This window comes from Marinovum sp. E3 (assembly GCF_055755275.1).
This window is the reverse complement of record NZ_CM146908.1, coordinates 2,500,109-2,525,046: the sequence shown is the minus strand read 5'-3', so window position 1 is coordinate 2,525,046 and position 24,938 is coordinate 2,500,109. Positions and strand designations below refer to the sequence as shown.

The window sequence follows — 24,938 nt, the reverse complement described above, 5'->3', positions numbered from 1 at the left end:
GGGTGGACGGCGATCCGCCCAGATCGGACACCGCGCCGGTCTCGCGCCGGCGCTACCTGCGCGAGCGCAAGGCCCGCGAAGAGGCGGAATCCCTGCTCGACCAGAAAAGCCGCGAACTCTTTGTCGCCAATGCGGCGCTGCGCGAGCAGGCGGCCACGCTGGAGGATCAGGTGCGCGCGCGCACCGCCGAGCTGACCCGCGCCACCGCCGCGGCCGAGCGCGCCAATGCCGCCAAGACCGCCTTTCTGGCAATGATCAGCCATGAGATCCGCACGCCGCTCAACGGTGTGCTCGGCATGGCCGAGGCGCTGAACGATACCGGGCTGGAACTGGCGCAGAAGGACATGCTCGACGTGATGACCGCCTCGGGCCAGGCACTGCTGTCGATCGTCAACGACATTCTCGACCTCACCAAGATCGAGGCCGAGCAGATGGAGATCGAGGAGATCGCCTTCAACCTGCACGAGCTGCTGGAAGGGGTCTGCCGGCTCCATGCGCTCAAGGCCGAGGAAAAGGGGCTGAGCTTCGAGCGCAGCTTCGAGTTCGGCAGCGACCGGCGGGTGGTGTCCGATCCGACGCGGATGCGGCAGGTGATCTCGAACCTGGTGTCCAATGCCGTCAAATTCACCCTGCGCGGCAGCGTGCGGCTGGAGGCACGGGTGCTGTCATCGGCGGAAGCGTGCGCGCGGCTCGAGGTGCGGGTCAGCGACACCGGTCCCGGGGTGCCGGCCGACAAGCGCGACCGGTTGTTCCAGCCGTTCTCGCAAACCGATGCCTCGATCACCCGCCGCCATGGCGGCACCGGGCTGGGCCTGTGGATCGCCCGGCGAATCTGCGCGCTGATGGCGGGCGACCTGGTGTTTGACAGCCCGCCGGACGGCGGTGCCGTCTTTGTCGCTTCGTTCCGTCTTGTCGCCGCCGATGCCCCCGAGACCACCGGCCTGCTCGGCCCGCGCGAGGCCGAGGCCGTATTGCGCGCCCGACCCTGGCGGGTTCTCGCGGCCGAGGACAACAGGACCAACCGGCTGGTGCTGCACCATCTGCTCAAGCCCTATCCGCTCGAGCTGACCATGGTCGGGAACGGCGCCGAGGCGGTTGCAGAGGGGCGGGGCGGCGGGTTCGACCTGATGCTGATGGATGTGAACATGCCGGTGATGGGCGGGCTCGAGGCGGTGGCGCTGATCCGCGCGCATGAGGCCGAAACCGGGCGTGCCCGATGCCCGGTCATCGCCCTGACCGCCAATGCCATGACTCATCAGGTCGAGGAATATCTGCGGCGCGGGATCGATGGCCATGTCGCCAAGCCGGTCAAACGCGAGGTGCTGGTGCAGCGCATGGCCGATCTGCTGCGCGCCGGGGGTGCGGCGGGGTGAGGGGCTCGCCCGGGAGCAAGGCGGCCATCAGGCCCGGTGCGCACCTGCGGCCAGGGTCGCCACATAGGCCAGCACGTCGTCGACGCTTTCGCCGTCGCCAATCCGCTTGACGATGGCCGAGCCGACGACGCAGCCATCGGCCACCGAGGCCACCGATTGCGCCTTGTCCGGCGAGTTCACGCCGAAGCCGACGATCACCGGCAGATCCGAGGCCGCCTTGATCCGCGCCACCTCGGGGCCGACATCGGCCGCCTGGGCCTCGGCCGCGCCGGTGATGCCGGTGATCGAGACGTAATAGACAAAGCCCGAGGTGTTGGTCAGCACCTTGGGCAGCCGCTTGTCATCGGTGGTCGGCGTGGCGAGGCGGATGAAGTTGAGCCCGGCGGCCTGTGCCGGCAGGCAAAGCTCCTCGTCCTCTTCGGGGGGCAGGTCGACGACGATCAGCCCGTCGATGCCGGCGGCGCGGGCCTGCTCCAGAAAGGTATCGACGCCGCGCGAATAGATCGGGTTGTAATAGCCCATCATCACGATCGGCGTCGTGTCGTCGTCTTCGCGGAAGCGGCGGGCCAGCTCGAGCGTGCGGTCGAGCGTCATGCCGCCTTCGAGCGCGCGCTGCCCCGCCAGCTGGATCGTCGGGCCGTCGGCCATCGGGTCGGTGAAGGGCAGGCCGAGCTCGATCACGTCGACGCCGGCGCCCGGCATGCCGCGCACCAGGGCCAGAGAGGTGTCGAAATCGGGATCGCCGGCCATGACATAGGCGACGAAAGCCTTGCGGTTCTGGTCTTTCAGAGCGGCGAATTTGGCGTCGATGCGGGTCATGGGGCTGTCCTTCGTTTCCGTCCTAGCCATGTGCCGAATTTACGCCGTCTTGGCAATGGGGATCGGGTCCGGCCGGGCGGTGGGTTGCAAACCCACCCTACGGGCGCGTGTAGGGTGGGTTTGCAACCCACCGGCGCCGGCCACCGCTTGCCTTTGACCCGCAGCGCCAATAGAAGCGCCCCGACATGAGACAAAGGAGCGGCTCCCATGGGCTTCAGGATGGGGATTGTCGGGCTGCCCAACGTGGGCAAATCGACGCTATTCAACGCGCTGACGCGCACCGCGGCCGCACAGGCCGCGAATTTTCCCTTCTGCACCATCGAACCCAATGTGGGGGATGTGGCGGTGCCCGACGCGCGGCTCGACACGCTGGCCGGGATCGCCCAGTCCAAGCAGATCATCCCGGCGCGGATGACCTTTGTCGATATCGCCGGCCTGGTCAAAGGCGCCTCCAAGGGCGAGGGGCTTGGCAACCAGTTCCTCGCCAACATCCGCGAGGTTGATGCCATCGCCCATGTGCTGCGCTGCTTCGAGGATGGCGACGTCACCCATGTCGAGGGCCGCGTCGATCCGGTGGCCGATGCCGAGGTGATCGAGACCGAGCTGATGCTCGCCGATCTCGAAAGCGTCGAGAAGCGCCGCGCCGGTCTGGTGCGCAAGCTCAAGGGCGGTGACAAGGAGGCCGCCCAGCAGGAGCGGCTGCTGGCCGCCGCCCAGGCGATGCTCGAGGATGGCAAGCCGGCCCGGCTGGTCGAGGTCGATGATGAAGACCGCAAGGCCTGGAAGAATCTTCAGCTTCTGACCGCCAAGAAGATCCTCTATGTCTGCAATGTCGACGAGGGCAGCGCCGCCGAAGGCAACGAACATTCCGCCAAGGTGGCCGAGATGGCCGCCGCGCAGGGCGCCGGCCATGTCATCATCTCGGCCCAGATCGAAGAGGAAATCAGCCAGCTCGACGCCGAAGAGGCCGAGATGTTCCTGGCGGAGATGGGTCTCGAAGAGGCCGGCCTCGACCGCCTGATCCGCGCCGGCTATGACCTGCTGCACCTCGAAACCTATTTCACCGTCGGTCCCAAGGAGGCCCGTGCCTGGACGATCCGCGAAGGCACCCGTGCGCCGCAGGCCGCCGGGGTCATTCACGGTGATTTCGAAAAGGGTTTCATCCGCGCCGAGACCATCGCCTATGACGATTACATCGCCGGCAATGGCGAGCAGGGGGCCAAGGAGGCGGGCAAGATGCGCGCCGAGGGCAAGACCTATGTGGTGCAGGACGGCGACGTCATGCATTTCCTGTTCAACACCTGACCCCCGTCATCTGACGGGCGAGCACGGACACCCGGTCCGCGCTGTTTCCGCCGAAAGACGGCCCGGCCGGCGCGGCGTGCTCAGGCCGGCGGGTCGAGCTTCACCACCGCCGAGAGCCGCTTTGCGGCATCGGCCAGGTGGTCCTTCATCCTGTCATACGCCGCCTCCGCATCCTGCGCCTCGATGGCTTCGGCAATGGCGCGGTGCAGCGGCACCGATTGGCGGTTCAGCCGCTCCTCGGGATTGGTCAGCCGGATCGACAGCATGAGCCCGGCAAAGATCGCGTTTTCCAGCGCTTCGAGATAGCGGTTGTTGGTGGCGCGCAGCACCGCGATGTGAAATCGCGCGTCGGCCAGGACATATTCGCTGTTCTCGCCGGTATGGGCTTGCATCTGGTCCACCGCGTCGCGGATCGCCGCGAGCTGCGCCGCGCTGCGCCGGCTGGCGGCGTAATAGGCGGCGTCGGGTTCGATCGATTGCCGCAGTTCCATCAGGCTGATCAGCCGCTCGTCCTCGATGGTCAGCGACTGGTGCCACATCAGCACGTCGCGATCGAGCATCTGCCAGTGGCTGACGTCCTGCACCCGGGTGCCGATCCTTTGGCGCACCTCCAGAAGCCCCTTTGCGACCAGCATCTTGACCGCTTCGCGCACCGCCGTCCGGCTGACTCCGAATTCATCGCAAAGCGCGTTCTCGTCCGGCAGGAGCTGGCCGGGCAAGAGCTGGCCGTCGAGAATGCGCTCGCCCAGCTTGCGCGAGATCTGGCCCGAGAGCGAACGGGACAGGGTGGCCGACGCGGGGTTCAGGACGTCTGTGTCAGAGGCGGGCACGATGCGGATACTCCTTTTTGATTAATCATAATACGTTTGTTGCAGAGTTCAACGCGAGTTTGCGCCGCGTTTGGCGCGGCGAGCCCGAAAACTTGCATCTCAATCCTGCCCGACCGAAACTTGCACAAACATAATATGTTTGACTTTATGGCCCCGCGGCAGTACCAGAGACAACGTTAACCGGAGGGAGGACAGGATGACGAATTTCAAACAGGGCGTGGCGGCCTCGGGCCTGGCGATCTGGTGGATCGAACGCCCGCGCGCGACCCCCTGAAACCACTTTGAAAGTATCCGCATGACCGCGAAAAACATCATCCTCTTCATCACCGATCAATGGCGCTGGGACACGCTGAACCAGCCCGGCCATCCCTGCAAGCTGCCGCATCTTCAGGCGTTTCGTGACGAGGCCACGAACCACGTCAACGCCTTCACCTCGGTGCCGCTCTGCACGCCGGCGCGCGGCAGTCTCTTTACCGGAAAATGGCCGCATCAGACCGGCACCATGGACAATGTGCAGGGCTCCTCCTTCTATCCGCAGGGCAAGCTCCACCCCAGCCACAAGACCTATATGGAGCGGTTGCAGGAGGCGGGATACGACGTGTCCTTCATCGGCAAATGGCATCTTGGCGCCGGCACGTTGTCGGATCGCGGCATCGACGCCCAACTGTCGGACGGCGGCAGCGAGCCGCTGATCCCGGCCAATGATCTGGAGTTCGCCACGCCGCGCAAGACGCCGTTCTACGGCACGATCACCAAAGGCACCCACATGGACGAAAAGCGGGTGATGGCGGGGATTGAAAAGCTCGAGAGCCTCTCGGCCAGCGGCAAGCCCTTCTGCCTGATCGTGTCGCTCCCCGGGCCGCATTTCCCGCATCACGTGCCGGCGGAATGGGTGGGGATGTATGACGATCTGCCCGACGACTACATGCCCGAGAATTTCGTTCCGCAATTCACCGAAGCGGGCAAGCCGCAGGCCCAAGGCGCGCATTACTGGCCCTGTCAGGACACCCGTGGCCTCGACCAGCAGGACTGGCGCCGCACCGCGCAGCATTACTTTGGCTTCTGCTCCTTCATCGACGATCTCTTTGGCCGGTTCCGGCGCGAGATGACGGCGCTGGGGCTGGACGAGACCACCAGCCTCGCCTTCACCGCCGATCACGGCGAGATGCTGGGCGCGCATGGCTGGTTCGACAAGGGGCCGTTTTTTTACGAGGAGGTGATGCGCATCCCGATGCTGATCCGCGAGGCGGGGCAGGGGGCCGGTGCCGTCAACGCCGGGTTCGTGGGCTTCCGTGACCTCTTTCCGACGCTGCTGGCCGAAAGTGATGCGGCCGGTCTGCTGACGCCGGAGGAGGCCGGGCGCAGCTTTGACGCCACCGCGCATGACCACGCGACTTATGGCTACGACGCCTATCAGGGCCGGCAGTTCAAATTCCGTGGCATCCGCGAAGCGCGCTACAAATACGCCTGGAGCCCGCATGACCTCGAAGAGCTCTACGATCTCGAGACCGACCCGCAGGAGCGCATCAACCGGGCGGAGGATCCGGCGCTGAAGGCGGAAAAGGCGCGGCTGAAAACCCGGCTGTTCGACTGGATGCAGGCCGAGGGCGATGCGCTGGCCTTTGGCGGCTATCACCTGCCGGTAGGCAGCTATATCGACGGTCGCCCGGCGCAGGAACAACACGACCATCAGCAACATCTCAATCCGGCGTTGAGGCAATGACAATCACCGAAATCAGGACTTGCATGCATCATCGTCCGGCGACGCGGGATCGGGGTCGACTCCTGTGTCGGCGAATGTTAAACATATTATGAATGTACTTACAGCCTGCGGAGACGCCCATGGTCCGGCACAAGAAGATGTATATCGGCGGTGAATTGGTGGAGGGGCAGGCCCGCCTCGACGTGGTGAACCCGGCCACCGAGGATTGCGTGGCCACGGTCGCCGCTGCCGGGCTGGACGACGTGAACAAGGCCCTGAAGGCCGCCCGGGCCGCCGCGCCCGGCTGGGCCGCGACGCCGGTGGCCGAGCGCCAGCGCTGGATGCTGAAACTGCGCGGCGCGGTGATCGCCAATCAAGAGATGCTGCGCGAGTGCATCCATCAGGAGATGGGCAAGCCCTGGGGCGGCACGCAGGAGGATTTCGACCTGCTGGAGCGGTCGCTGAAATTCTATGCCGAGGAATTCCAGCGCGTTCACGACGAAACGCTGCGCGATCTCGACGGCACTCACGAACATCGCATCGTCTATGAGCCTGTCGGCGTGGCGGTGGCCTATTTGGCGTGGAACTTCCCGCTCCTGAACCTCGCCTACAAGATCGCCCCGGCAATGGCCGCCGGCTGTCCGGTGATCATCCGCCCCTCGGCCGCGACCCCGGTCTCGGCCTATGCGGTGGGGGAATTGTGCCAGGAAATCGGCCTGCCGGCGGGGGTGGTCAATATCCTGACAACCGATGGCTACGGGCCTTCGGATGCGCTGGCCGCCTCGACCATTCCCAACCTGATCACCCTGATCGGCTCGACCAAGACGGGCCGGCATCTGATGAAGGTGGGCGCGACCTCGATCAAGAAATTCTCGATGGAGCTGGGTGGCAATGCACCAGTGCTGATCTATCGCGACGCCGACCTCGACCTGGCGGCAGAGATCGTCACCACGCTAAAATTCAACAACGCGGGCCAGATCTGCGTGACCCCGAACCGGGTCTTCGTGGAACGCGAGGTCCATGACGCCTTCCGCGACAAGGTGGTGGCGCGGGCCAGGGCCGCCAAGGTGGGTTTTGACAGAGAGGCCGATATCCTCACTGGCCCGATGATCGACCGCCGGGCCTGGGCCCGGGTCAAGGGGCTGATCGACGAGGCGGTCGAAAAGGGCGCGACGCTGCTGGCCGGCGGCGACCGGCCCGAGGGGCTGGAGACGGGGCATTTTCTGGCGCCCACGGTGCTCGATCAGGTCACCCCCGAGATGCGGATTTACCAGGACGAGATCTTTGGCCCGGTGGTCAGCCTGATCCCCTTCGACGACCGCGAGGCGGTGCTCGACCGCGCCAATGACGGCGAGGAGGGCGGGTTGGCCTCCTACATCTTCACCGCCGATCTGGCGCTGGCCGAGGCGGTCGCCAAGCGCCTGCGCTATGGCGAGGTGCAGATCAACGGCGTCAAATACGACATCTACCTGCCGCATGGCGGGATCGGGCAATCCGGCATCGGGCACGATTGCTCGCGGCTTGCCCTGAACGACTATCTCGTCGTCAAGCGTATCAGCCGGGGGCTGATCTGATGGAGGATTTCATGAAACTCGAAACAATCGCCCGCCCGCTGAAGATCACCAGGATCACCAGCCACGTTCTTCAATGTGATATGCCCGAGGAGCTGGGCTATTCGCAGCAATACTATTCGAAACGCACCGCCCATATCGTCGAGGTCGAGACCGATCAGGGGATCACCGGCTGGGGCGAATGCTTTGGCCCGGGCAATGTCGCGCTGGCCAACAAGGCGATCGTGGAAGAGGTGATCCAGCCGCTGGTGCTGGGCATGGATCCGATGGACCGCGACGTGATCTGGCACCGGGTCTACAACCTGCTGCGCGATCACGGACAGAAGGGGATGCCGCTACAATCGCTCTCGGGCGTCGATATCGCGCTCTGGGACATTGCCGGCAAGGTGACGGGCCAGCCGATCCACAAGCTGATCGGCGGCGCGCATCGCAGCCATGTGCGGTCTTATGGCTACGGCATGATGCTGAAACGCGAGAGCACCGCCGATCACGTCGCGCGCTTTGTCGATGAGGCGGCGGCGATCCGCGACATGGGTTTTGCCGCCACCAAGATGAAGATCGGCCTTGGCGCCAAGGACGATGTGAAACTGGCCGAGGCGGTGCGGCGCGGGGTGGGTGAAGATTTCGATTTCATGGCCGACGCCAACCACGCCTATACAACCTCTGACGCCTTCTACGTCGGCCGGGCGTTGGACGAGCTGGGCGCCTTTTGGTTCGAAGAGCCGATCGCCCCCGAGGATCTCGATGGCTACCGCGAGCTGCGCGCCGGGCTCAAGGTCAACATCTCGGGCGGCGAGGCCGAGTTCAACCGCTGGGGCTGGCGGGCGCTGTTGGAGAGCCGCGGGCTGGACATTGCGCAGCCCGAAGTCTGCGCGCTGGGCGGCATCACCGAATACCTGCGGGTGCTGGCGCTGTGCCATGCGCATTTCACGCCGGTGTTCAACCACGTCTGGGGCTCGGCCATCGCCGTGGCGACCAACCTGCACCTGCTGGCGGCCATGCCGCCGATGCCCGGCGGGCTGTTCCCGCGCGAGCCCTGGCTCGAGTTCGACACCACCGAGAACCGCTTTCGCGATCACCTGCTGGCGGAACCGCTGGATATTCAGGGACAGGTCAAACGCAACGACGGGCTGATTGCGGTGCCCACCGGGCCGGGGCTGGGGGTGGAGCCCGACCGCGGCTTCATCGAGGCCTACGAGATTGAAGGGTAGCCGCCGGCCCGACGGCTAGAGCGTTTCGGGAAAACCTTGAATCACCAAAACCCTGCCACGCCTTCGGCGCTCTCGGGCTTTTGGTGATGCTTAATGGCTCAGGTATTCCCCGAAACGACTTAGGAGCCTTTGTCCGCGTCCGGCAACAGTCCCGCCGGTTCGATGCCGCGTTTTTCGGCGCTGGCGCGCACCGCCTTGCGCAGCGCCTTGCTGCGCACGATCAGCCGGCGAAAGCGGTCCTCGTCCAGCACCAGCAGCGTGGTGGGGGCGATGGCATGGGCCTCGGCGCGGATTGATCTCTGCGTCAGGATCGCCATCTGGCCGAACATCTCGCCGCGCCCCAGCCGCCAGGACTGGCCGGCGGACTTCAACTCCACCGCGCCCGAGGCGATGAAGAACACCCGTTTGGCGGCGCTGTCCTTGTGGATGACGACTTCGCCGGCATTGACATAGCGGGTCTCGAGCACCCGCCCGAGCCGCTTTACCGCGCTTTCCTCGAACTCGGCGAACAGCGGGAACTGCCGGACCAGCGTCGTCCTTTGCAGCGCGATATCGAGCCGGGGGCGGGTTTCGGCGGCGGCCCGGCGTGCGGCGAGTTCCTGCATCAGCGCGGTATGGACCTCGGCGCCGATCAGCCCGTCTTCGCGCATCATCATATATTCGCGCTCTTCGAGCCGCAGCGCGGTGCGGCGGATGAAACGGCGCTCGAGCTTTTCGGCATAGCCGGGATATTGCAGGCGCAACCCCTCGAGCGCGGTTTCCACCGATTCGATCCGCCGGGACAGCAGCTCGTTCAGCAACTCGGCCACGCGGCGGCCGTGAATCCGGCGAATGCGGCCATCGATAAAGCCGCCGAGATCGCGCAGGATCAGCCGTTGCGATAGCAGCAGCTCGAAGCGGTCGGCGGTCATCCTGGCCAGCGGCGCCGCCAGGCCGATCCGGGCATTCAGCGCGACCGCGGCGCGGAACGCCAGGCCATAGGCAACGCTGCGCCGCGCGGCGCGCTGGTAACCGCTGCGGCCCTGTGACCGCGCGCCCTCGATCAGCCGGTCGGCATCGGAAAGCACCTTTTCCGCCATCCTGGCCGAGATCGTCCGTTCGCGCATCCGGTGCAGGATGGTGTCGCGCTCGTGGCCGGCAAGAACGATCAGGCCCAGGGCAATCCGGTCGCGGTCGAGGATGTCGGCGCTGTCCTCGGCGGTCCTGACCGCCGCGTCGAGCCGTTCGCCAAAGCGTTTGGCTTCCGAGCGCACGATGTCGCGGCTCAGGTCGTAGTTCTCGGTGGTGCGCGCCACGTCCTCGCGCACGGTCTGAAGCGCCACGGCGACCACCTGCCGCGACAGCGCCTGATCGATCGGCGACAACTGGTCGAGGCCGAGCCGGCCGATGATCCAGCGCAGGGTCGTGCCCTGCACGATCAGGGTAAAGAGCGTGAAGCCGGTGGCGAGGATACCCACCACCCGCTGGATGCCGTCGGGCACTCGGAAGCTTTCGGTGACCGCCAGCGCCAGCGCCAGGGTCACCGCGCCGCGCAGCCCGCCCCAGAGGATCGCGACCCGGTAGGGCCGGTCGACCGGCGGCGACAGCTTGAGCCGCGACAGCAGCGGCAGCAGCCCGAACAGGATCACCACACGCGCGGCGATGGCGGCGAGGATCACCACCCCGACCAGCAGGAAATCGGCGAACCTGACCTCTTCCAGCAGCCGCGGGATCAGCAGCGCGGCAAGGATGAAGATCAGCGCCCCGGCCCAATGGGCGAGCACGTCCCAGAGCTCGCGCAGGTTGGCCCAGGCCTGCGGCGGCAGGCGACCAGGGGCGGTCAGGTTCATTGTCAGCCCGGCGGCAACCACGGCGATCACCCCGGAGGCGCCGACGATCTGTTCGGCACCGATATAGGCAAGGTAGGGCAGGGCGACCGAGATCGAGATCTGCGCCAGCTCGTGCCGGCTGAACAGCGCCATGACCCAGACCGCGACCCGCGCCGCGAACCAGCCGGTAAAGGCACCGCCGGCGATCAGCATCGGAAACCGGGCCAGCGCCTCGCCGAGTTCGGGATCGGGCAGGCCCAGCATCACAAAGCCCATGAACAGCCCGAAGAGCGCGATGGCGGCGGCGTCGTTCAGCAGGCTCTCGCCCTCGATGATCCGCGCCAGCCGGCGCGGCGCCGAGATCGAGCGGAAGATCGAGACCACCGCCGAGGGGTCGGTAGTCGAGACGATGGCGCCGATCAGCAGGCAGGCCGCCAGCGGCAGGGAACTGGCCCAAGCCAGCGCGTATCCGACGCTGAAGGTGGCCACCACCACCGCCACCACCGCCAGCACCAGGATCGGAACCCAGTCGTCCAGCATCCGGCGCAGGTTCATCCCCAGCGTCGCCTGAAACAGCAGCGTCGGCAGAAAGACATAAAGAAAGACATTCGAGCGGATGGGCAGCCCGAGGATCGCCTCGGCCACCGGATTGAGCGCATCGGTGAGCTGGGTGCGCAGGAAAAACGTGGCACCAAGGCCGATCATCACCCCGAGCACCGCGAGGATCACGCTGTAGGGCAGGCGCAATCGCGCCGCCAAGGGCTCGGCCGCGCCGATGACCAGGAACAGCGATGCGATAATGGTGGTGATCAATACGATATCCATGTCTATGGAATATCAGAAGCATTCCGGGGCGCACGCGAGATTTTGGCATTTCTGCCCGGCACTGGCGTCTTCAGCGAGAAAACCGGCATGCGTGGTTCATCGAATGGCAGAGCCGGAAAATGAGGGCGGGGCCCCGTGGTCGCGAACGAACCAATTTGCAGACCAATCCCATCTGCGGCATAGGGCGGAAACGTCGACGCGAGGAGCCTGGAATGCTGTCTTATGCCGTACTTGTCATCGCGGGCCTTCTGGCCGGGATGATCAACGCCATCGCCGGCGGTGGAACGCTGCTCAGCTTTCCGGCGCTGGTCTGGCTGGGGGTGCCGCCGATCATGGCCAATGCCACCGCCACCCTGACGGCGCTGCCCGGCTATATCGGCAGCGCCTGGGCCTACCGGCACGACATCCGCGCCGAGGGCAGCCTGCCGTTGCGGGCCATCGTGCTGGTCTCGGCTCTGGGCGGCCTGGCCGGGGCGGGGCTGTTGCTGATCACGCCTGGCGACGCCTTTGTCGGCATCGTGCCCTGGCTGCTGCTCACCGCGACGCTGCTCTTTGCACTGGGGCCGCGGCTGGTGGCGGCGGTGCGGGCGCGGGGCCACGCGGTGATCGGCCCGCTGGTGTCGGCCGCGGCGTTGCTTCTGGTGGCGGGCTATGGCGGCTATTTCAACGGCGGGCTGGGGATCATGCTGCTCGCCGCCTTCAGCCTGATCGGCTTCGAGAACCTGCACAACATGAACGGGCTGAAAAACCTGCTGTCGGCCGTGCTGTCGCTGGTGTCGGTGGCGACCTATGCCACCGCCGGGCTGATCGCCTGGGAATCGGCCGTGGTGCTGGCGCTGGCGACGACGCTGGGTGGCTATATCGGCGCGCGCCAGGCACGGCGCATCCGGCGCATGGATCTGTTGCGGCTGCTGATCGTCGCCATCGGCGCGGTGCTGACCGTCGTGTTCTTTGCGCTATGACAGCGGCCGCGCGGGTTGATCCGTCGCGCCGCGGCCCCTAGACAGACAGAAAGCCGCGAGGCGCGCGATGGCGTCGCCGCCGCAGTCGCGCGTCCAAAGCCCGTATTCTCCGTCCTGAACGCCCGGACATTCGGCCCGCTTGCGGGCCTGTCATTCGTGAGGTGATCCATGTCCGACTCGACACTCGGGATGATCTTCATGGCCCTGGCCATGCTGCTGCTGCCCATTGGCGACACCTTTGCCAAGGTGCTGACCGCCGATTTGCACCCGGCCGAAGTGACGCTGGCGCGGTTGCTGGCGCAGGCGCTGTTTCTCGTGCCGGCGGCGCTGCTGCTGCGCCACCGCTTGCGCGGGCCGATGTTTTCGCCGGTTGTCGCCCTGTCCGGCGGCCTGGTGATGGTGACGCTGGGCAGCCTGATCTGGGCCTTCTCGGTGATGCCGATCGCCACGGCGATTGCCATCTTCTTTGTCGAGCCGCTGATCCTGACCGCGCTGGTCGGGCCGCTTCTGGGCGAAAAGGTCGGCGCACGCCGGATGGCGGCGGTGGGCATCGGGCTGATTGGCGCGGTGATCGTGATCCGCCCCGGAGGCGGATTTGGCGCGGCGGCCCTGCTGCCGCTTCTGGCCGCCGTCGCCTATGCGCTGAACATGATCGTGCTGCGCCGCGCCTCGAAGCTGCGCTCGGCCCTGACGGTGCAATGCGGCGCCACCTTCTATGCCTGTCTCGGTATGGGCGGGCTGACGCTTGTCTTCGGGTCCGCAGGGGCGGTCACGGCGAGTTTCGCGGCCCTGCCGCCCGCCGGCTGGATGGCGATCCTCGGCGCCGGGGCCTTTGCCGCCACCAGCTTTGTTCTGATCGCCGAGGCCTTCCGCCGGGCCGAGGCCGGCACCTTGGCGCCGTTCCAGTACCTCGAGATCGTCGGCGCCACGGCTGCGGGCTATCTGGTCTTTGGCGATTTCCCCGACCTCTGGACCTGGGTCGGGATTGCCATCATCCTGGGCTCGGGGCTCTATGTCTTCTGGCGCGAGCGGTTGCCGGCCAACCGCCCCGGCATCGCGCCGGGCCGCCGCCGCAGCCGCCGCATCCGCGCCCGCTGATCGCTCAGTCCGGGCCGGAAGAGGCGGCCCTGATCGCCTGTCGCACCAGCGCCAGGTGGCCGGCCATCTCGCGTCGGGCCGCCTCGGCATCACCGGCGGCAATGGCATCGACAATCGCCTGGTGCTGATCGGAATGAACCTGACGAAAGGCATCGACGCCGACCCGCCGGTAGGTGCGGTCCCATTCCCGCTGCCACACCGACCGGCAGCGCGTGCCGGAAAAATGCCGCAGGAGGGCGATCAGCACCGGATTGCGCGTCACTTCGGCAATCGCCTGGTGAAAGGCGTCGTCTGCGCGTTCGCAGGCCGCGTGATCGCCCGCCCGGCGCCCGGCGGCGACCAGGTCGCGCAGATGCGCGATATCCGCCGGCTCGCGCCGTTCGGCGGCGGCCGCCGCGACCTGCGGTTCGAGCAACACCCGCGCATCCATCAGGTCGAGCGGCGTGGTTGCTTCGATCAGGATCGCATCCCGGAGCGGCTGGCCGATCGGCGCCCGGCCGCGAAAAGGTGCCCTGGCCGACCCGCCGCCAGATCTGGCCCCGGGATTCGAGCTCGGCCAGCGCGGCACGCAGCGTCGCCCGGCTGCATCCAAGTGTCTCGGCCATGCGGCGCTCGGTCGGCAACCTGTCGCCCGAAGCCGGCGCTGCGCGGTCGATCAGCCGCTGCAACCGCCCGAGGGCGTCCTGTTTCGTCATCCGCATGGGATGCGTCCCTCCCTTCAATTGCGGCGTCCCGGCCGCAGTACCGCCCGCTTGTCCGGCGCGCCGGAGTTTCGCCCCGGCCCTGTATACGCTCCGACAGCCCCAGGGCAAACCTGCGCCGTTTCGGTCCTCGTGCCAGGAGGTCGCCACAGACGATCTCGCCGCAACCGCCGCCCCGGCAATCGGATGGGCGGGCCCGAACGACTGGCCCGCAGTGATCCGGGCCGAACCGCCGCCGCCTCTGCGGCCGCGCGTCGTGACTGGGTGCAATCCAGGGCAGGTCCGGCCAGTTGAGAGCTTTTTTCGGCACGGGGCAGTTTTGCCTTGTAATCCAGACGTTGGCTTGGATATACGCGTCGGCGGAGACGTGGCCGAGTGGTCGAAGGCGCTCCCCTGCTAAGGGAGTAGGCGGGAAACCGTCTCGAGGGTTCGAATCCCTTCGTCTCCGCCACTTGCCCCAGCGAAAGCGTTCTCGCGATCCGGCTGCGGCCGGATTTTCTCGTTGTTTTCGAGGGTTATGCGGGAGGGGCTGAGCACTGGCCCTAGGGTCAGGATGCATTGATTTCCGCTGCAACGCGTGATTCACGGTTCCGAAAACGGAGCGGTGAAATGTCTGATCTTTTCTGGCTGACCGATGCGCAGATGGCGCGTCTTAAACCCTTCTTTCCGAAGTCGCATGGTAAGCCTCGGGTCGATGACAAGCGGGTTCAGAGCGGGATTATCTTCATCAACCGCAATGGGTTAAGGTGGCGCGATGCCCCTGCAGCCTATGGCCCGCACAAGACTCTCTACAGCCGCTGGAAGCGCTGGAGCGAGAAAGGCGTCTTCGCGCGGATGATGGCGGGTCTGGCCGCCGGGCACGGCGAAGAACAGACCGTGATGATTGACGCCACCTATCTCAAAGCCCACCGCACAGCGACCAGCATGGCCGCGAAAAAGGGGGGCGCGGCCGCCTGATCGGTCGAACCAAGGGTGGTATGAACACCAAACTGCACGCCATCTGCGACAGCCAGGGGCGCCCTCTCGACCTGTTTGTTACCGCCGGCCAGGTGAGCGACTACATCGGCGCGCGGGCGTTGCTTTGCGGCCTGCCAAACGTCAAATGGCTGCACGGGGATCGCGGCTATGACGCTGACTGGTTCCGAGAAGCGTTGCAAGACAAAGGGATACGCGCCTGCATCCCCGGTCGGAAGCAGCGAAAAACCCCGGTCAAATATGACAAGCGCCGGTACAAGCGGCGAAACCGGATCGAGATTATGTTCGGCAGGCTCAAGGACTGGAGGCGCGTCGCAACACGCTATGACCGCTGTCCCAAGGTATTCCTCTCGGCCATCGCTCTCGCAGCTATCGTCATCTATTGATTATGAATCCTGACCCTAGTTCGTGGAAGGGTGGTAATTGTGACCCGACCGTACGGCTTCAAAGCGGAGCGCACCCTTTCATATCTCGCGACAGCTATGTAGTTTACAACTTCGCCGAAGTGGAGCGATGCATTACGATTGAGGCAGGGGTGACGCAAGGGCGGTTTGTTCGCCGGGAACCCTTTCAGGGGCCAGATTTATCTCGAATCATCAACGGGATAAGCAAATCACGCTTTACGCCAAAGAAAGTGAAGAAGTACTTAGCGTCTCTTCATTGAGCTGCACTCGCCCTTCGCGCATCACCACCCCACGCTCCTCCATCCGCCTCAAACAAGTCCTGATGCGCTCTGACAGCGCCCTACGCGGCACGTCTGGCGCAATCGGCAATATCGGTCGTGTACTGCGTTGCGCCTCAGGGCCGTCTCTGAGCCCCGCCAGCACTACCCTTGTAAGTTCATCCCTGCCCTATCCGCGCCGGGGATTTCCGGCGTCTCACGAACGGTTTTCGCCCGAATGCTCCCGACGCTTTGCTGGTATACCGTGCCGCCACGCTCCACGGTCCGGGTGTTATCTCAGGAATTCCGGAAATGCGGTGCTCAGAAACTTCGTCGCGATTCTTGGCAACGGTCTTTTTGCTGACCCGGCACCTGCGCGCGATGATATCCACGAGGACGTGGGCTGACCAAGCCGCGCGGTGACAGGAAATGTCCCCCATGAGTCCCCCAGGTGGCCATTAGGAATCCTGCGGCAACGCGATTTATGCGTAACGTGTTGATATTGTTTGGAGGCGAGTACCGGAATCGAACCGGTGTACACAGATTTGCAAGACTAGGTAAGTTGATGTTCATTATGGATTTACTGTTTAGAAGTGCTGAGGAATACCGTCGAACAGACCGTGAATGTTTAGACGGCAATTGGCGCTGTCGAGGGGAGGGGTCACCGGTAGGAGATCTGACCTGCCACTGAACTTTCATCCAGCCGCGACCGGAGCCCAATTGGTGTTTACGCCGGTTGGCGCAGGTTGAGCAATCGCCCGACGCGCGGAGCTATCATCTCGCGCAGCGGGACGGGCGATTGCGGTGGTCAGGGTCCGCGCGTAGTCGACCGGGGTCTGGTAATCCAAGGCCGAATGCGGGCGTTCGGTGTTGTAGTCCTCGACCCATGCGGCGATCACGACGCGCGCGTGTGCCAGGTTGCGGAACATGGTCTCGTTGAGCAGTTCATCGCGCATCCGCCCGTTGAAACTCTCGACGAACCCATTCTGCATTGGCTTTCCCGGTGCGATGTAATGCCATTCGACCTTGTGTTCGGAACACCATCGCAGGATCGCGTTACTGGTCAGTTCGGTCCCCTTGTCGCTGACAATCATCCCAGGCTTTCCGCGGCGTTCTATCAGATCCGTCAGTTCACGCGCGACACGGCGTCCCGAGATCGAGGTGTCTGGGATCGCAGCCAAGCATTCACGCGTGACATCGTCGACCACGTTGAGAACGCGGAAACGCTGGCCGTTGGCGAACTGGTCGTGGACAAAATCCAACGACCAGCGCGCATTAGGCCGTGCAGCGACCAGGGTCGGGGCCCGTGTTCCAACCGCCTTGCGCCGGGCCTTTCGCTTGCGCACCGTCAGGCCTTCCTCGCGGTAGAGCCGATATATCCGGTTGATGCCGGATGGCTCGCCCTCGCGGCGCAGGAGCACGAAGAGCCGCCGGTAACCGAACCGCCGGCGCTCGTTGGCCAAGTCCCGCAACCGACCGCGCAACACTGTGTCCGGCGCACGCCGGGATCGATAGCGGATCATCGTGCGGTCCGCGCTGACGATGCTGCAGGCCCGCCGCTCCGACAAGCCATGTTCGGCCCGAAGATACGCAACGGCTTCACGCTTCACGGCGGGCCCTACCACTTTTTTGAAACCAGATCCTTCATTGCTGCCAGATCCAGCATTTGCTCGGCCAGAAGCTTCTTGAGCTTGGCGTTCTCGTCCTCGAGCGTCTTCAGCCGCTTGGCCTCTGACACCGTCATGCCGCCGAACTTGGCTTTCCAGTTGTAAAAAGTGCCTTCCGACATGCCGTGCTTGCGGCACAGGTCGGCGCACTTTGCCCCTGCCTCATGTTCCGCCAGAATCCCGATGATCTGCTCGTCTGTGAATCTCGTTCGCTTCATTGTCCGTCCTCAAGTTGGGCCGGACTCTAATCGACGGTGGAGGAAAAATCCCGTGGCAGGTCAAAGCCCAGCGCCAGCTTGCGATCTGGACCTTGCAGCCCATCGCCGCGCTGCTGGCCGAGGAAGCAACCGCCAAGCTGGGCGCGGTGGTCGAGATCGACACGATCCGCCCCTTGCAAGCCTTCGACGCAGGCGGACGCGCCAGGGCGCTATCCGCGATCATCAAGACGCTGGCCGAAGCGAAGGAGGCTGGCATTCCAGCAGGCGACGTGTCTGGCGCGATGCGCATGGTCGATTGGGGGAAATGAGATAGGCCGGTCGCGCCTGGGAAAGCTCTTGTCCAGCTTGTTCACCCGAAGCGACCCGGATCAGTCGGTGAGTGCCGTACAACCCCTACAGCGCGCGGCCCGGTCCTCCACTGGGCGCGGCGCGCACTTTTGCCTTATGTGGGCTACCGTTCCTTCGCGCTTGTCTCGATGACATCGCGCAAAACTTTGATTTCTTCGATCAAATCGGCTTGGCGAGCGCTGAGGGTTTCCAGAATTTCCGACTGCACATTATTGCTATGCGTCAATGTTTTGATCGCTGCCGTCAGCTCTTTAATTACTTCTTCGTCCAATTCACTCTCCTGTTTTCAGACGGACGCCAGGGCCTCCGCCGTTCTCTGCAATAAACTCGACCCCTGCATTCTCAAGGGCTTTCTGCAAGGACGCTATGGTTCTTTCATAGGGGTGACGGCCCTCTTTTTCGAAGCTGGCAATCGTCCTTTTGGCCACGCCAGAAGCTTCAGCCAATCGATCCTGAGACATCGCCACGAGGGCACGAGCTGCGCGACATTGTGAGGGCGTCATTTTTAACCTTGCGCTAATAGTGCAATCTGCGCTAAAAGTGCAGCATTGCCCTAAAAGTGTAACCTAATCAGGAGACCCTGACAATGACCAAAGAACGCGCCCGCGCGAATGAAGAATTGCGCCCCGTCAGCAGCTGGGAAAACAATCAGGCGAAGGGCCATGCCCTGTGCGGTCAATACATGTGGGGCGAGCACAAAGACGAGGTGAAGACCCTGCGGAACCGACAGGCAGCGTACCTAAACAGCCTGCCGTCCGATCCCCAAGACGCCATCTCTGCCGCCAAGAAACTACTTGACTTTGAATACAGCGCATATCCGGAAGGCATTGAGAAAGCGTTGCATTTTTCTTTCGCGCTTGAGGCTATGGTCAAGCATGGCTCCACCGACGACGATGGCCCGGAACGTGATGCAGCGATCTATTTGGCGGATCAGGTGGCCCATGCGATGGTGCGCGCGACCGAGCAGCTGGACCGGATCAGCGATATTCTGGACAACCCGGCCAGGTTGGAGCGGGAATCCCCATCTCTCTAACTGAACCTTCCACATTAATGCTTGACGTGCACTCTTATCGTGGGTTACTCAATAAGCATGAAATCGAGTGCCTTCATAAAGATCGTGGCGGAAGCCTACCGGGTCGAGGAAAAGACCGTGACGCTCTATGCCCGCTTCATGAAAGAGGCGGGGCTGATCACCTCCGGCGCAAGGGGGGTGAACGCCCCGCACATGCATCCGCGCGATGCGGTGCGCCTGACGATTGCGCTTCTCGCCACCGGCACCGCCGCTCATGCGGTGCAGCTCTATCAGCGGTTCGCGAGCATGACTTATCAGCCCGACCGCTACAATGGGCCCCATCCCGCCAGCCTCGGCGTCCACGAGGGCGCAACGCTGGAATCCGTTCTGCTGCACATGTTCACGGCTGACATGTTCCCCGAGGGTGTCGAGGGCGGCGGGCCGTTCGAGTGTTCGCCATACCTTGAGCTGCAAGAGAATCAGCGTATTGCCACGATTGAGCATTCGCCGCTGATCGACGGAAAGTATCAGCACGGCGAACGCAAGCGCGCCGGTCTCTACTTTGCCACCCGCAACCGGCCCGAGGACATGGCCCTTGAGGATCGCTGCGCGCATGGCGGCATCATGGTTTCACGCGGCATCGCCCCGAGTGCCCTCTCTCAATGCGCCCTGCCGTTCTACCTCGAATGGCGCGACAAGGTTTCGTGGGAGACCATGCAGAAAGAGACCGAGGAAGAGAGCATCCGGCGGCATCGCGACGGTGACTTTACACCGGACAAGGGCCTCTGGTTCGAACGCGATCTAGGGGAGGCATGATGATGGAGCGCCGCCCCGCCGCAATCCGCAAGTCCGACCTGACGCCCGCTTTCGAGGCCGCGAAGGCTGCGGGCTTTGATCAGGTGTCCATCGTTGTGGAAACCGCCGATGGCAAGCGGTTCCTGATCACGGCCGGGACGGGCGGCGATGCTGCCAAGCCGGATATGACACCGCTCGAAAAGTGGAGGGCAAGCCGTGCCGCAAGCTGATCTGCCCAAAGGCGTGCACCGCGTCCGGCGGAAGCTGGCCAACGGCAAGAGCCGTTTTCACTTCTACGCATGGCGCGGCGGTCCCAAGTTCTGGGAAGATGACCACCGTAAGCCGAGCGACCCCACGTTCTATCAAGCATACGCGGATGCCGCTGCGCGCCCGAAACCGGCTGACTACACGACGCCTCAGATGGTGGATGACTTCCTGTCCAGTACCGCCATGCCCAAGGGTGAGCGTTCACGCGCTGATATTCGGAAATGGGGTCTGCGATTCGCGGACCATTTCAAGGATGCGCCCGCCGTCATCTTCGAGGAACGCGGCGCACGGGGCGAGGTGAACGCATGGCGAGCGCTATGGAAGCACTCGCCCAAGCAGCACGATATGGCGGGCACCCACGCGGTTCGCATTCTCAATTGGGCGGTGGATGAGGGCAAGCTGTCCGAACATCACTGCCACAAGCTCCACCGGCTCTATGAGGTGGATCGCTCAGAAATCGTCTGGACCCCGGCGGACCGGGAAGCCTTCAACGCGGTCGCGCCGGAATGGGTGCGCCGTATTCTCTGCGCGGCCTGCGAAACCGGCTTACGCCCTGCCGACCTGATCAAGCTGACGCCTGCCCATATCGAGCAGACGCCGCTCGGCCGTCGCCTTCGCGTCAGGACGAACAAGCGCAAGCGGCTGGCCCATATCCCGATCACGCCGGCGCTGGCCGAGGTGATCGACACGACCCCGCCGGGCCGGTTGCTGATCCTTACGAATGCGAATGGCAATGCCCTGACCCCGCATCGCGCGTCCGAGGGTGTCCGCCAGTGGCGCGGCAAAGCCAAGCTGTCCGATGAGCTGCGCCTGTACGATGCACGGGGGACGGCTGCAACGCGCCTGCTGAATGCGGGCCTGTCCCTTGCCAACATCGCCAATCACATGGGGCAACGCGTTCAGGAAAGACCGAGACGGCGGGAAGCCGATGCCTGAACCAATCGACGCGCTGATGTCTTACCTTGGCGCGGCGGCGCTCGGCGGCGACCAGCGACTTTTTTTGTACGTGAAACCGAGCCGGGACAGCAGGTTGGCAATGGAAGAATGATGCACCCGCACGCCCTCGGCATCGGCCAGCGCATCGCGCAGCTCGAAGAGCGTGATGTCGGGGTCTTGCGCGACCAACTCCTCAAGGAAACCCTGGTGCGGCGCCAGCTTTCCCTTGCCGCGTGGAGGTCCCTGGGGAGCCGGTCCCGCATGACCTTTGGTCCGCACCTGACGCGCCCACCGTGCGCCAGTGGCCGGTGACACCTTCAGACGCAACGCTGCCGCACGCCCGCTTAATCCTTCCTCAATATATCTCTGAAACCGTTTCCGAAGCGCCGCAGGCAAAGGTGCTGACATGATCCATCCTCCCAATGAGGATGATGATGTGGACGCCGCTGCGAGCTCAGCGCCAGATGTGGTGCGGAGTACCACGCAAAAGCAGGAAAGGAGCGTTCCGATGAACATAGCAACAATTGGATTGGACTTGGCTAAGAGTGTCTTTCAGGCACATGGCGTGGATGGGGCCGGGAAGACCGTTCTGGTGAAGAAGCTGCATCGTAAACAGATGCTCCCGTTCTTCTCGAAGCTGCCACCCTGCCTGATCGGTGTGGAAGCTTGTGCCACGGCGCATCACTGGGCTCGGACGTTGATCGCCATGGGCCATGACGTGCGGATCATGCCGCCGTCTTACGTCAAGGGATACGTGAAGCGCGGCAAGAGCGACGCTCTGGATGCCGAAGCGATCTGCGAGGCCGTTGGGCGTCCGACGATGCGGTTCGTTCCTGTGAAGACGGTAGAACAACAGAGCATCCTGATGGCGCACCGGACCCGATCGCTACTCGTGCGCCAACGAACCATGGCCGCGAATGCGCTTCGCGCGCATTTGGCCGAATATGGCCTTGTCGCAAATCCGGGCATCGCCAATCTGGTGAAGCTGGCGGATCGGGCATTTGCCGATGAAGCCCTGCCAGCCTATGCCCACCGGGCGCTTGAGATCCTGATCCGCCGGATCGCTGAATTGACCGAAGAGATCGGCGCACTGGATCAGGACCTGAAGGCCTGGCATGCCGGGAACGAGGCAAGCCGCAGGCTCGCGGCCATCCCCGGCGTCGGTGTGATCACCGCGACCGCCCTCGCAGCGACCGTTACGGACCCGGATCAATTTCGCTCCGGCAGACAGTTCGCTGCCTGGCTTGGGCTCACGCCGCAGCAGCACTCAACAGGTGGCAAGACCCGGCTTGGCGGCATCTCGAAACAGGGCGACCGCTATCTCAGGCGATTGCTGGTCGTCGGGGCCACGGCAGTCATGCGGCACGCCAAGCGAAACCCGACGCCGATGACGGACTGGGTGAACGGATTGCTGGAGAAAAAGCCGTTTCGGCTTGTTTCTGTCGCGCTCGCAAACAAACTCGCCCGCATCGCATGGGTACTGCTCACGCGCGGCGAGACCTACAGGCCCTACGGGCGACCCGTTTGACAGCACCGGCCGAAACCAGATTGGCAATGGCAGTCGATGATGCGTAACGATCGAGCCAAAGGTGAAGCAAACCCGTCTGATTCAACGCGCCTCCAAAGCGCGCCAGGTTGATCAGGGACCTCACCGGCGGATTTCCATCAGGGCCAGCGGCAGAAGACAGCCGCGCAAGCAGGCCGGACATATGAAAGCAACCGATCACCGCAACCGACAAAATCAACCCTTGCCATAGGCGGCGTCCACATATGAATCACATCTGATGCCTCAAGGGAATCCCTCGCGATTCAGGTTCAAGCCGAAACGCTTTAGAATTGTAGACACCTGCCTGTTTCATTTTCTTCTGCCTGATTTCGAAGTCAACGGGCGACAGCATGCCGTTGTTTGTGTGCTTACGCTTCGGGTTGTAGAAGAGTTCGATGTATTCGAACACGTCCTGTCGGGCGGCTTCCCGGGTCTGGTATGTGCGTCGCTTGACCCGCTCGCGTTTCAGCAACTGAAAGAAGCTTTCCGCGACGGCATTGTCATGGCAGTTCCCGCGTCGGCTCATGCTGGGTTCCAGGTTATGCTGGTTAAGGAACGTCTGCCATTCCCGGCTGGTAAATTGAGAGCCTTGATCTGAATGCAACGTGACCTTTCCGTCGGGTTTGCGTCGCCAGACCGCCATCAGCAGGGCCTGCAAGGCCAGGTCCGTTGTCATGCGGGACTGGGCGGACCAGCCGACCACGCGGCGCGAGAAGAGGTCGATGACGACGCACAGATACAGCCAGCCCTCCTGGGTCTTGATGTAGGTGATGTCTGTTACCCAGACCTGGTCAGGCTGAGAGGCGCTGAATTGCTGCTCCAGCTTGTTCTCAGCCACGATGGCCGGTTTGCCGCCATAGCGGCCCGGTCGGCGCTTGTAGCCAACCTGGGCGGCGATCCCGGCCAGAGACGCCAGACGCGCCACCCGGTTCTCGGAAATTTGCTCGCCCAGGTCGCGCAGATCATCTGTCAGCTTGCGATAGCCATAGACCTTGCCGCTCTCTGCCCAAGCCTGCCGGATCAACTCGGTCTGACGCACATCCTCCTGCGCACGGTGGCTTAACGGTTCCTTAAGCCATGCATAGAAGCCGGAGAAATGGACCCGCAGAACCCGGCACATGGCCCGGACGCCGAACTCTCCGGGATGCGCCCGGATGAAGGCGTACTTCATTGGGACCCTCGCGCGAAGTACACCGTTGCCTTCGTCAGGGAAACGCCCCACCGGGGCCTTTCCTGATCCTCCTCAGTTTAGGATATCGCGCTCCTCGGTCACCCTGGCCAGCTCGCGCTTCAGCCGCCGGTTCTCGGCCTCATGATCCACGACCGGAACCTTTGGCGCGGGATCACCGAACAGCTTCATCCACTTGTAGAGCGAATGAGTGCTGACCCCCAATCGCCGGGAAACCTCCCGAACCGGATACCTCCGCACCATAATCTGATCACCGCATCGCGCTTGAAATCGTCGCTGTAATTGCTTGTCCCCATGTCGGCCTCCTTGCCTCAAAGTTTGGGGGCAAAGCGTCTACAAATCTAGGGGCATCTCAATTCGCTACACCGAGCGCTTGGTCGAGGCCGGACTGGAGCCATCGGTGGGCAGCGTCGGCGACTCGTATGACAACGCGCTGGCCGAAACGGTCATCGGCCTGTTCAAGACCGAGGTCATCCACCGACTTGGACCGTGGAGATCGGCCGATGCCGTGGAATGGGAAACACTGAAATAGGTCGAATGGTTCAACAACCGCCGCCTTCTCGGGCCGGTCGGGAACATCCCGCCAGCCGATGCCAAGCGCAACTTCTATGAAACGATCGAAGGAGTTAATATGGTCGCCTGAGACCAAGCAACCTGCCTCCGATGGAACCGGGGCGGTTCAAATCGCCGAGGCGTCGGGGTCGGTCTACGAAGTCATGGCGCACTTGTCGCACAGCGACCCGAAGACCGCCGCCATCTACGCCAAACGGATCCATCGCGCGCGCCTCGCCGAGCGTGCCGCGCGTAGAAGAGAGTGCGGAAAACGCCGCGGAAGCCAAGAGTGTCCCACGCCACGAAAATCGTGGGACACTGAACGAGGTAACGTCCAGTAAAACAATGGGTATTGAGAAAAAGTGGCAGCCCGTAGGGGAATCGAACCCCTCTTTCCAGGTTGAAAACCTGGCGTCCTAACCGATAGACGAACGGGCCACTCTGTGTCGCTGCGGGGTGGGCGGTGTGGCCAACCCTGCGGCGTGAGGCGGGTTCTAAGTAATGCGGTGGGATTGCGCAAGCGGAAAAATGAAAAAAATCCCGCGCGGGTGCGATTTTTTTCGGCGC

Annotated in this window: 22 protein-coding genes, 3 tRNA genes and 4 pseudogenes; 16 read left to right on the top strand and 13 right to left on the bottom strand. The window is 63.9% G+C overall.

Going from position 1 to position 24,938, the window contains the following annotated elements:
* The first annotated feature begins 2 nt into the window (after positions 1-2).
* Positions 3-1,373, top strand: a complete 1,371-nt coding sequence (locus AC0J5K_RS12290; RefSeq protein ID WP_274565946.1) for an ATP-binding protein — start codon at positions 3-5, stop codon at positions 1,371-1,373.
* A 27-nt stretch (positions 1,374-1,400) separates the two neighbouring features.
* Here AC0J5K_RS12290 and trpA read toward each other — a convergent pair whose 3' ends face one another.
* Positions 1,401-2,192, bottom strand: coding sequence for a tryptophan synthase subunit alpha (trpA, locus tag AC0J5K_RS12285; protein WP_048532517.1), 792 nt, complete (start codon positions 2,190-2,192; stop codon positions 1,401-1,403).
* A gap of 207 nt (positions 2,193-2,399) precedes the next feature.
* Between trpA and ychF the strand changes: the two genes are divergently transcribed.
* The gene (gene ychF, locus AC0J5K_RS12280) at positions 2,400-3,497 is read left to right on the top strand and encodes a redox-regulated ATPase YchF (RefSeq protein ID WP_074838976.1); all 1,098 of its coding nucleotides are present in this window, start codon (positions 2,400-2,402) and stop codon (positions 3,495-3,497) included.
* Positions 3,498-3,577: 80 nt separating this feature from the next.
* Here the strand turns inward: ychF and AC0J5K_RS12275 are convergent, their stop codons facing one another.
* Positions 3,578-4,327, bottom strand: coding sequence for a FadR/GntR family transcriptional regulator (locus AC0J5K_RS12275; RefSeq protein WP_048532515.1), 750 nt, complete (start codon positions 4,325-4,327; stop codon positions 3,578-3,580).
* Positions 4,328-4,622: 295 nt separating this feature from the next.
* On the opposite strand from AC0J5K_RS12275, the gene AC0J5K_RS12270 reads away from it, so the two are divergent.
* The 3 genes from AC0J5K_RS12270 to AC0J5K_RS12260 all read left to right on the top strand — a co-directional run bounded on the left by AC0J5K_RS12270 (position 4,623) and on the right by AC0J5K_RS12260 (position 8,811).
* Positions 4,623-6,050, top strand: a complete 1,428-nt coding sequence (locus AC0J5K_RS12270; protein ID WP_274565947.1) for a sulfatase-like hydrolase/transferase — start codon at positions 4,623-4,625, stop codon at positions 6,048-6,050.
* A 119-nt stretch (positions 6,051-6,169) separates the two neighbouring features.
* On the top strand, positions 6,170-7,603 hold the full coding sequence (locus AC0J5K_RS12265) for an aldehyde dehydrogenase family protein (protein WP_274565948.1): 1,434 nt from the start codon (positions 6,170-6,172) through the stop codon (positions 7,601-7,603).
* A gap of 38 nt (positions 7,604-7,641) precedes the next feature.
* Positions 7,642-8,811: a mandelate racemase/muconate lactonizing enzyme family protein gene (locus tag AC0J5K_RS12260; RefSeq protein ID WP_274565952.1), complete on the top strand. Its 1,170-nt coding sequence runs from the start codon at positions 7,642-7,644 to the stop codon at positions 8,809-8,811.
* Between the two features lie 119 nt (positions 8,812-8,930).
* On the opposite strand, the gene AC0J5K_RS12255 is transcribed toward AC0J5K_RS12260, so the two are convergent.
* A complete protein-coding gene (locus tag AC0J5K_RS12255; protein WP_274565949.1) occupies positions 8,931-11,444 on the bottom strand; it encodes a cation:proton antiporter in 2,514 nt (837 codons plus the stop codon).
* A 212-nt stretch (positions 11,445-11,656) separates the two neighbouring features.
* Between AC0J5K_RS12255 and AC0J5K_RS12250 the strand changes: the two genes are divergently transcribed.
* On the top strand, positions 11,657-12,406 hold the full coding sequence (locus tag AC0J5K_RS12250; protein WP_274565950.1) for a sulfite exporter TauE/SafE family protein: 750 nt from the start codon (positions 11,657-11,659) through the stop codon (positions 12,404-12,406).
* 168 nt (positions 12,407-12,574) lie between these two features.
* Positions 12,575-13,504, top strand: a complete 930-nt coding sequence (locus tag AC0J5K_RS12245) for a DMT family transporter (protein WP_274565951.1) — start codon at positions 12,575-12,577, stop codon at positions 13,502-13,504.
* A 4-nt stretch (positions 13,505-13,508) separates the two neighbouring features.
* On the opposite strand, the gene AC0J5K_RS12240 is transcribed toward AC0J5K_RS12245, so the two are convergent.
* Both AC0J5K_RS12240 and AC0J5K_RS12235 read right to left on the bottom strand, forming a co-directional pair.
* Positions 13,509-13,934: a FadR/GntR family transcriptional regulator gene (locus AC0J5K_RS12240; RefSeq protein ID WP_274565953.1), complete on the bottom strand. Its 426-nt coding sequence runs from the start codon at positions 13,932-13,934 to the stop codon at positions 13,509-13,511.
* Between the two features lie 133 nt (positions 13,935-14,067).
* Positions 14,068-14,199 (bottom strand): annotated as a pseudogene (locus tag AC0J5K_RS12235) (GntR family transcriptional regulator); the annotation flags it as partial.
* Positions 14,200-14,566: 367 nt separating this feature from the next.
* On the opposite strand from AC0J5K_RS12235, the gene AC0J5K_RS12230 reads away from it, so the two are divergent.
* Both AC0J5K_RS12230 and AC0J5K_RS12225 read left to right on the top strand, forming a co-directional pair.
* A tRNA-Ser gene (locus tag AC0J5K_RS12230) sits at positions 14,567-14,656 on the top strand.
* Positions 14,657-14,814: 158 nt separating this feature from the next.
* A protein-coding gene (locus AC0J5K_RS12225; RefSeq protein WP_139211566.1) for an IS5 family transposase occupies positions 14,815-15,566 on the top strand; the annotation gives its coding sequence in 2 pieces (ribosomal slippage) (positions 14,815-15,139 and positions 15,139-15,566; 753 coding nt in all).
* Between the two features lie 782 nt (positions 15,567-16,348).
* Here AC0J5K_RS12225 and AC0J5K_RS12220 read toward each other — a convergent pair.
* The 3 genes and pseudogenes from AC0J5K_RS12220 to AC0J5K_RS12210 form a co-directional block, all read right to left on the bottom strand.
* Positions 16,349-16,535: transfer RNA gene (locus AC0J5K_RS12220), tRNA-Ala, on the bottom strand.
* Position 16,536: 1 nt separating this feature from the next.
* A complete protein-coding gene (locus AC0J5K_RS12215; protein ID WP_420398597.1) occupies positions 16,537-17,646 on the bottom strand; it encodes an IS3 family transposase in 1,110 nt (369 codons plus the stop codon).
* Positions 17,574-17,726 (bottom strand): annotated as a pseudogene (locus AC0J5K_RS12210) (transposase); the annotation flags it as partial. The gene AC0J5K_RS12215 and the pseudogene AC0J5K_RS12210, both read right to left, overlap by 73 nt.
* On the opposite strand from AC0J5K_RS12210, the gene AC0J5K_RS12205 reads away from it, so the two are divergent.
* Complete coding sequence (locus AC0J5K_RS12205) at positions 17,726-18,034, top strand: hypothetical protein (protein ID WP_274563400.1); 309 nt, start codon at positions 17,726-17,728, stop codon at positions 18,032-18,034. The pseudogene AC0J5K_RS12210 and the gene AC0J5K_RS12205 overlap by 1 nt on opposite strands.
* Positions 18,035-18,177: 143 nt before the next feature.
* Here the strand turns inward: AC0J5K_RS12205 and AC0J5K_RS12200 are convergent, their stop codons facing one another.
* Positions 18,178-18,345 (bottom strand): hypothetical protein, encoded by a 168-nt coding sequence (locus AC0J5K_RS12200; RefSeq protein WP_170850636.1) that lies wholly within the window; start codon positions 18,343-18,345, stop codon positions 18,178-18,180.
* 1 nt (position 18,346) lies between these two features.
* A complete protein-coding gene (locus AC0J5K_RS12195; protein ID WP_244526639.1) occupies positions 18,347-18,535 on the bottom strand; it encodes a helix-turn-helix domain-containing protein in 189 nt (62 codons plus the stop codon).
* A gap of 125 nt (positions 18,536-18,660) precedes the next feature.
* On the opposite strand from AC0J5K_RS12195, the gene AC0J5K_RS12190 reads away from it, so the two are divergent.
* From AC0J5K_RS12190 to AC0J5K_RS12175, 4 genes are read left to right on the top strand one after another with little or no spacing between them, the layout of a single operon-like run.
* Entirely contained in the window at positions 18,661-19,107 is a 447-nt protein-coding gene (locus tag AC0J5K_RS12190) for a hypothetical protein (RefSeq protein WP_074840640.1), read from the top strand.
* A 57-nt stretch (positions 19,108-19,164) separates the two neighbouring features.
* Complete coding sequence (locus AC0J5K_RS12185) at positions 19,165-19,902, top strand: hypothetical protein (protein ID WP_074840642.1); 738 nt, start codon at positions 19,165-19,167, stop codon at positions 19,900-19,902.
* A complete protein-coding gene (locus AC0J5K_RS12180; RefSeq protein ID WP_139211567.1) occupies positions 19,902-20,111 on the top strand; it encodes a hypothetical protein in 210 nt (69 codons plus the stop codon). Before AC0J5K_RS12185 ends, AC0J5K_RS12180 begins: the two co-directional genes overlap by 1 nt.
* Positions 20,098-21,084 (top strand): tyrosine-type recombinase/integrase, encoded by a 987-nt coding sequence (locus AC0J5K_RS12175; protein WP_274563392.1) that lies wholly within the window; start codon positions 20,098-20,100, stop codon positions 21,082-21,084. The genes AC0J5K_RS12180 and AC0J5K_RS12175 overlap by 14 nt, the downstream gene beginning before the upstream one ends.
* A gap of 21 nt (positions 21,085-21,105) precedes the next feature.
* Here the strand turns inward: AC0J5K_RS12175 and AC0J5K_RS12170 are convergent, their stop codons facing one another.
* On the bottom strand, positions 21,106-21,492 hold the full coding sequence (locus AC0J5K_RS12170) for a helix-turn-helix domain-containing protein (RefSeq protein ID WP_074840646.1): 387 nt from the start codon (positions 21,490-21,492) through the stop codon (positions 21,106-21,108).
* Positions 21,493-21,592: 100 nt separating this feature from the next.
* On the opposite strand from AC0J5K_RS12170, the gene AC0J5K_RS12165 reads away from it, so the two are divergent.
* On the top strand, positions 21,593-22,612 hold the full coding sequence (locus tag AC0J5K_RS12165) for an IS110 family RNA-guided transposase (RefSeq protein ID WP_074838651.1): 1,020 nt from the start codon (positions 21,593-21,595) through the stop codon (positions 22,610-22,612).
* Between the two features lie 331 nt (positions 22,613-22,943).
* On the opposite strand, the pseudogene AC0J5K_RS12160 reads toward AC0J5K_RS12165, so the two are convergent.
* Positions 22,944-24,115: pseudogene (locus tag AC0J5K_RS12160) on the bottom strand (IS3 family transposase); the annotation flags it as partial.
* A 44-nt stretch (positions 24,116-24,159) separates the two neighbouring features.
* Here AC0J5K_RS12160 and AC0J5K_RS12155 point away from each other — a divergent pair.
* A pseudogene (locus tag AC0J5K_RS12155) lies at positions 24,160-24,462 on the top strand (IS3 family transposase); the annotation flags it as partial.
* Positions 24,463-24,734: 272 nt separating this feature from the next.
* Here the strand turns inward: AC0J5K_RS12155 and AC0J5K_RS12150 are convergent.
* Positions 24,735-24,809 (bottom strand) — tRNA-Glu (locus tag AC0J5K_RS12150).
* Positions 24,810-24,938: the final 129 nt, after the last annotated feature.